Consider the following 5545-nt stretch of genomic DNA (forward strand, 5'->3'; position numbering starts at 1 on the left):
CGGTACCGGTGCCGAACCTCGTCGAGTCGGCGGCCAGGTCGGGATGCTCGACGGCGAGGGCTACCGCGGCGGCCTCCTCCAGCCCCAGCTCGGCCCCCTGGCCGTACGCGTCGTCGAAGGCCGCGTCGCCCAGCATGCCGCGCAGCTCCGCCTGCCGCTCCGCCCAGTACGCCCCGCAGATGCCCGGGGTGGAGCGCAGGCTGGCCCGGGTGGCCTGCGCCGCGCCGAACAGCCGCGCCCCGGTCAGCGGGTCATCCCCCGCGGCGCAGCGCACCGCGATCGCGTTGAGCGTGTCGCAGGCCCGGCCGTGGAAGCCGTGACTCATCCGGGAGCGCAGCGCCACCAGCAGATGCTCGTGCGCGGCGATCAGGTCGCCGCGGGCCAGGGCGACCATGCCGAGCAGCATGTCCACCGAGCGGCGCCCCCGCTCCAGCGGGCGGGCCGCCTCCACCGGGCGGGCCGCGCCGAGCAGCTCCGCCGCCTCGTCCAGCGCGCCCCGCCGCCACAGCAGCTCGGCCAGCTTGAACACCGCGAAGAGGGCGTCGCCGACCACGTCCTGGTCGTGCGCCCAGGCGATCACCTCCCGGCAGACCCGCTCCGCCTCGGCGAGCTGTCCCATGTCGACCAGCGGGGCGGCCCGCCCGGCGAGCACCCGCGCGAGCAGGCCGGCTTCGCCGGCCTGCCGGGCCGCCTCCTCGGCCCGCTGGGAGAAGCGCAGCTCCTCGGCGAACTCACCGTCCGCGCCAGCGTGCAGCGAGTGCATGTGGTACGCCGCCGCCAGCTCGGCCTCCGGGATCCGCTCGCCGGTCTCGGCGATCCGCCCGTACAGCCGGAACAGCCAGAGTCGCCCCTCGCGGGCCAGCCCCCGCTCCCGCCACCACTGGTCCAGGCCGCCAGCCAGCCGCAGCCCCGCCCGGGCGCTGCCGCCGGTGGCGCACCAGCGCAGCGCGGCGCGCAGCTCACCGGCGAGCGGGTCGAGGGCGTACAGGGAGAGGGTGACCGGCCTCCCGTCCGGGCCGAGGTGGGCCCGTTCCAGCGCGTGCGCCGACCACGCCACGTGCCGGTCCCGGGCGGTCTGCTCCTCCCCCGCCTCCACCAGCCGGCGGGCCGCGTACGCCCGGATCGGGTCAAGCATCCGGTAGGTGCTGCCCGAGACGTGCGGCTCGGCCAGCACCATCGACTTGTCGACCAGCACCGACAGCGGGTCGAGCGGGTCGTCGCCGAGCAGCCACGCCACCGCCGCCAGGTCCACCGGGCCGGCGAAGACCGCCAGCCAGCGCAGCAGCCGGGCGGCGCGCGGCCCCAACGTTCGGTACGACCACGTCACGGTGGCCTGCATGGTGATGTGCCGCTCGGTGGCGGAGCGCTGCACCGCCCGGGCGGCCGGGGTGGGTGGCGGGACGCCGACGGCGGCCGCGATCAGATCCACCGTGTCCTGCTGGTTGCCCGTCCAGCCGCGCTCCACCGGGGGCGGCTCCGGGTCCTCCCGGCCGGCGTCCAGCGTGCCGAGCACGTCGTCGAGGCGCTCGGCGAGCTGCCCGACCGAGAGCACCCGCAGCCGGGCGGCGGCCAGCTCGATGGCGAGCGGCAGCCCGTCCAGGCGCTGCACCACCCGGCGCAGGTCGGCCGACTCGGCCGGGTCCGGCTGCCGCCCGCCCCGGGCCGCCGTCGTACGGTCCAGCAGCAGCGCGACCGCGTCGCTCTCCGCGCCGTCGGCGGGCGCGTCGACCGACAGCGGCGGGATCCGCCACACCACCTCACCGGGCAGGCCGAACGACTCCCGGCTGGTGGCAAGCACGCGGACCCCCACCCCGCCGGCGAGCAACCGGGAGATCACCTCGGCCGAGGCGGCCGGTTGGGCGTCACAGGTGTCCAGCACGACCAGCATCCGGCGGGCAGCCGCGTACTCCACCAGGGTGTCCACCATCGGGCGTCCCGGCTCGGGGCGGAGACCGAGCGCCGCGGCGATCTCGAACGCCACCAGACCCGGATCGGTGACCGTGGCGATGTCCACGAACCAGACTCCGTCCGGGTAGGACTCGACCAGGTCGGCGGCGAGTTCCACGGCGAGCCGGGTCTTACCGGCCCCGCCCGCGCCCAGCACCGTCACCAGCCGGTGCGTCTCCACCAGGCGGCGCAGCTCGGTCCGCTCGGCCTGCCGGCCGACAAACGAGGTGACCTGGGTGGGCAGGTTGTGCGCGATCGCGTCGGCGGTACGCGGCCGCGGGAACTGCCGTTCCAGGCCGGGCGCCACCAGTTGGAAGAGCCGTTCCCGGTCGTCGAACCCGCGCAGCCGGTGCAGGCCCAGGTCGAGCAGGGACGCGCCCGGCGGCAGCGGGTCGGCATGCCGTGCGGTCGACGCCGAGCAGAGCACCTGCCCGCCGTGCGCGGCGCCGGCCACCCGGGCGGCGCGGTGCACCTCCGGGCTGGCGTACTCACCGTCGCGCGGCTCGGCCCAGCCGGTGTGCAGCCCCATCCGGACCCGCGGGGCGGCCTCCGGGGTGGGCCAGTCGTGGCTGGCCAGCGCCCGCTGGGCGATCAGGCACGCGGTCAGCGCCGCGGTCGCGTCGTCGAAGGCGAGGAAGAACGAGTCGCCCTCGGTCAGCAACTCCGCGCCCTCGGTGGCGGCGATCGTCCGGCGCAGCAGCCGGCGGTGCTCCCGCAGCACCGGGCGGTACTCGGGGCCGAGCAGCTGGGCCAGCCGGGTGGAGCCCTCGATATCGGTGAAGACGAAGGTCACCCACCCGCTCGGGAGGTAAATCCCTGGCGACATGCGTGGAACCTCCGCCCCTGACGTCGGGTTCATGCTGCCTGATACTGAACCGTCACGCATCGTGAGAACGGCCGGCCAGGTTCCGACCCAAGGTGCCACTCGACCTCGACGTGGGCAAGCGCCACGACGTGCCGGTCGGGGACGTCAGCAGCCGCAGGCACCCCCGCAGCAGCCACCACCGGCGGGCGCGGGCGGGCGGGCGGCCCCCCCGGCGCCGCCCCGGCCGGTCACCGCGACCGTGGAGAGCAGCTTGACCGTGTCGGCGTGTCCCTGCGGGCAGGGGGCCGGCTGGGCGGCCTGCGCCATCGGACGGTTGACCTCGAAGGTGTCGCCGCAGGCGCGGCAGCGGAACTCGTACCGGGGCATGGCACCAGGGTACGACCGGTCCTGACGCCCGGCGGGACATGGGTGATACTCGACTGGTGGTGGACGGCGAGGACAGATCGACCCTTCGGCCCCTGCGACCGGCCGCGCCGCTCGCCGGGCCGCTCGCCGGGCCCGCCCCGGACGAGCCCGCAACGCGGTTGCCCCGGCCCCGCCGCCCCTGGCTGAGGCCCGAGACCCCGAGCCCGGCCGGCGCCGCGAAGCCGGCTGAGGCCAGGAAGCCGGCCGGGTCCGCCGAGCCGGCCGGCGACTCGGCCGAGCCGGAGCAGACCGACCTCGCGGCGACGAAGGCCGATCTGCCGGCCACCGACCGGCCCGCGGGAGCCCGGCGACGCCGGGTGCCGTTCGCGCACGCCGTACGCCTGCCGCCGCACCGGATGGCGATGGTGGCCGGGCGGGCGATCCGGGAGTGGTCGCGGCGGCCCAGCGGCCGGCTCACCCTGCCCGGTGTGTTCCTGTTCGCCCTGGTCGCGGCGACCGCCGCCGCCGGGGCGCTGCTGGTGCCGGCGACGGTCCGGGCGCCGCGCCCGGTCGCGGTCGACGCCACGGCCGGCGTGATCGTCCCGCCGCCGGGGCAGCTACCCGCCACCGGGCTGCCCACCGGCACACTGCCGCCGGTCGGCGCGGTGCCGACCGGGCCGGCGACCGCCGCGGTGCCCACCGGGCGCCCCGCCGACGCGCTCGCCGAGTGGGCCCGGCAGGTCGGCCCGAAGGTCGGCATCTCGCCGGTGGCCATGCAGGCGTACGGCTACGCCGAGCTGGTGCTCGCGCAGACCAACCGCAGCTGCGGCCTCAGCTGGACCACGCTGGCCGCCATCGGGTTCGTCGAGTCGGGGCACGGCCAGGCCAACAACGCCCGGCTCGGCGCCGACGGCCGGGCGCTGCCCGAGATCATCGGCCTGCCGCTGGACGGGCAGGGCGGGCGGATGCGGATCGCCGACACCGACCGGGGCCAGCTGGACCGCGACACCACCTACGACCGGGCGATCGGGCCGATGCAGTTCATCCCGACCACCTGGCAGGAGATCGGCGCGGACGCGGACAACGACGGCCGCAAGGACCCGCACGACCTGGACGACGCCGCCCTCGCCGCCGGCAACTATCTCTGCAAGGGCGGCCGGAACCTCACCATCCCCGGCGACTGGTGGAACGCCATCCTGTCGTACAACGACGTGCGCCGGTACGCCCAGGACGTCTTCGACACCGCCAACCGGTACGGGCAGGCCAGTCGCACGTGACGTGATCGTCTGCATACATTGGAGAACTGGACACTTCCCCCGGGCGGCGGTTAGCGGCAAGCTAGACGGGTGATGGTGCGCGAGTGGGACCCCAGGACCGCGTCGTCCGCCGAGATCGCGTCGCTGCTGGACACGCTGAACGCGGTCCTGGCGGTCGATCTCCCGCAGGATCCGCCGTGGCAGGAGAGTTCCCTTCGTGAATATCTCTCCGAGGTGATGCCGGGCGAGCGGCGGATCTCCTGGGTCACCCAGGCCGAGCCGGCCGCCAACGGCATGGCCGGCGCGATCCTGGGCCAGGTGCACGTGCTGCTGCTCGGCGACATCGGCGTGCTGGAGGTGCTGGTGCATCCCGCGGCGCGCCGCACCGGGCTCGGCCGCGACCTGGTCCGGGTGGCCGCCCGCCGGGTCTATCAGGAGGGCTTCCAGTCGATCGGGGTCGAGGTGGTCGGCGACACCCCGGCCGTGGCCTTCTACGAGTCGCTCGGCTTCGCGCGGGAGTACGTCGAGACCCGCAGCGTGCTGGAACTGTCCGGGGTGGACTGGGTCGAGTTGGCTGAGATGGCCACCGGCATCGGCGCGGGCTACCACCTGGAGTTCTGCCCCGGCGGCCCGCCTGACGACCTGATCGAGGCGTACGCGCGGGCCAAGGCCGAGGTGCGCGACGTCGACGACGGCGAGCTGCGCCCGAGCTCGTACGATCCCGAGCGGCTGCGGGACAGCCTGGACTGCCTGCACCGGCGGGGCATGAAGCCGTACATCGTGCTGGCCCTGCACGAGCAGACCGGGGAGGTGGCCGGATTGACCGAGGTGGTGGTGCCCGCCCAGCACCCCACCCGGGCTGATCAGTACGACACCATCGTGGTGCAGGACCACCGGGGCTACGGCATCGACCGGGCGATCAAGGCGCGGATGCTGCTGGAGCTGCGCTCGGCCGAGCCGCAGCTGACCGAGGTGCAGACCTGGAACGCGCAGGCCAACGAGGCGATGCTGAAGGTCAACGCGGAGCTGGGCTACCGCCCCGACCGCGAGTGGTGCGAGTACAGCGTCGACGTCGCCGAGCTGGTGCACCGGCTCGACGCGCCCCACTGACCGTTGTTCGCGAAACCTGTCGCTTATACACATCTGACGCTGCCGACGGAGCTAGAAGTCT

General features: G+C 75.0%; 4 protein-coding genes. 2 read left to right on the plus strand and 2 right to left on the minus strand.

Translation table 11 applies throughout. The annotated features are described in order from the left end of the window. Both C1I99_RS28835 and C1I99_RS28840 read right to left on the minus strand, forming a co-directional pair. Window positions 1–2773, minus strand: a 2773-nt coding sequence (locus C1I99_RS28835) for an ATP-binding protein (protein ID WP_111137350.1), incomplete at its 3' end; no start/stop codon positions are given. Between the two features lie 144 nt (window positions 2774–2917). Beyond that, a complete protein-coding gene (locus C1I99_RS28840) occupies window positions 2918–3139 on the minus strand; it encodes an FmdB family zinc ribbon protein (protein WP_111137351.1) in 222 nt (73 codons plus the stop codon). Between the two features lie 56 nt (window positions 3140–3195). Here C1I99_RS28840 and C1I99_RS28845 point away from each other — a divergent pair, with 56 nt between their 5' ends. Then, window positions 3196–4395 carry a lytic transglycosylase domain-containing protein gene (locus tag C1I99_RS28845; protein WP_111137352.1) on the plus strand — a complete coding sequence of 400 codons (1200 nt, stop codon included), beginning with the start codon at window positions 3196–3198 and terminating at the stop codon, window positions 4393–4395. A gap of 72 nt (window positions 4396–4467) precedes the next feature. Next, window positions 4468–5484, plus strand: coding sequence for a GNAT family N-acetyltransferase (locus C1I99_RS28850; protein ID WP_111137353.1), 1017 nt, complete (start codon window positions 4468–4470; stop codon window positions 5482–5484). The last annotated feature ends 61 nt before the right edge of the window (window positions 5485–5545 follow it).

This window comes from Micromonospora deserti, assembly GCF_003236335.1.
Taxonomy (GTDB): Bacteria; Actinomycetota; Actinomycetes; order Mycobacteriales; family Micromonosporaceae; genus Micromonospora; species Micromonospora deserti.